Annotated in this window: 2 protein-coding genes; both read left to right on the top strand. The window is 46.7% G+C overall.

Features of this window, described 5'->3' with window-relative positions:
- Window positions 1-144: 144 nt before the first annotated feature.
- The gene (purE, locus tag AB4496_RS18405) at window positions 145-630 is read left to right on the top strand and encodes a 5-(carboxyamino)imidazole ribonucleotide mutase (protein WP_004735777.1); all 486 of its coding nucleotides are present in this window, start codon (window positions 145-147) and stop codon (window positions 628-630) included.
- Window positions 631-635: 5 nt separating this feature from the next.
- Window positions 636-1,144 (top strand): ATP-grasp domain-containing protein (locus AB4496_RS18400; protein ID WP_372131580.1); only part of this gene is annotated, 509 nt, incomplete at its 3' end.

Below are 1,144 nucleotides of genomic sequence, written 5' to 3'. Positions count from 1 at the left end.
TTCACTGTGACTAAAGCTATTTGTTTATAAAATGTATCAATTAACAACTTAGACTGACGCAAACGTTTTCCTTAAGCAATTTTACCCGTATAATGCGCGCAAAATATCTAATCACTAATTAAATCGTACCTGAAGGAGTTTGAGATGACTGTCGGTATTATCATGGGTTCTAAATCTGATTGGCCAACAATGAAGCTAGCTGCAGAAATGTTGGATCAGTTTGGCGTGGCGTACGAAACAAAAGTGGTTTCTGCTCACCGCACACCTCAGTTGCTTGCAGATTACGCAACCAGTGCGAAAGAGCGCGGTATTAAAGTGATTATTGCGGGTGCTGGCGGTGCAGCTCACCTTCCGGGCATGGCAGCTGCTTTCACAAGCGTCCCAGTTCTTGGTGTTCCTGTTCAGTCTAAAGCACTGAAAGGCATGGACTCACTGCTTTCTATCGTACAAATGCCAAAAGGTATCGCGGTAGGTACTCTGGCTATCGGTGAAGCTGGCGCTGCCAATGCAGGCATCCTAGCCGCTCAAATCATTGGTACACACAATGAAGAGGTGATGGCGAAAGTAGAAGCGTTCCGCTCTGAGCAAACAGAAACGGTTCTTGCTAATCCAAACCCTGCAGAGGACTAATTCCAATGCATGTTCTTGTGTTAGGCGCGGGCCAACTTGCTCGCATGATGTCCCTAGCTGGGGCACCGCTGAATATTGAAATTTCTGCTTTTGATGTTGGCAGCAAAAATATTGTTCACCCATTAACGCAAGCGATTCTAGGCAACGGCTTAGACAATGCGATTGAGCGTGCGGACGTCATTACTGCTGAATTCGAACATATCCCTCACGATGTTCTTGAGGTATGTGAGCGCAGCGGTAAGTTCTTACCGACAACAGAAGCAATCAAAGCTGGCGGTGACCGTCGCCTTGAAAAAGCCCTGTTAGACGAAGCAAACGTGAAAAATGCTAAGTACTACGAGATTAACTCTCGTGAAGACTTTGACGCTGCGATCGCTCACGTTGGCTTACCAATGGTATTGAAGAGCACACTTGGTGGCTACGATGGCAAAGGCCAGTGGCGCTTAAAGACATTAGATAATGTTAACGCGACTTGGGCAGAAATGGCTGAGTGCATCGCTGCAACAGACAACCA

Source organism: Vibrio sp. 10N.222.46.A1 (assembly GCF_041473595.1).
GTDB classification, from domain to species: domain Bacteria; phylum Pseudomonadota; class Gammaproteobacteria; order Enterobacterales; family Vibrionaceae; genus Vibrio; species Vibrio tasmaniensis_A.
The sequence above is the reverse complement of the archived record's forward strand: the minus strand, read 5'-3'. Positions and strand labels throughout refer to the sequence as shown.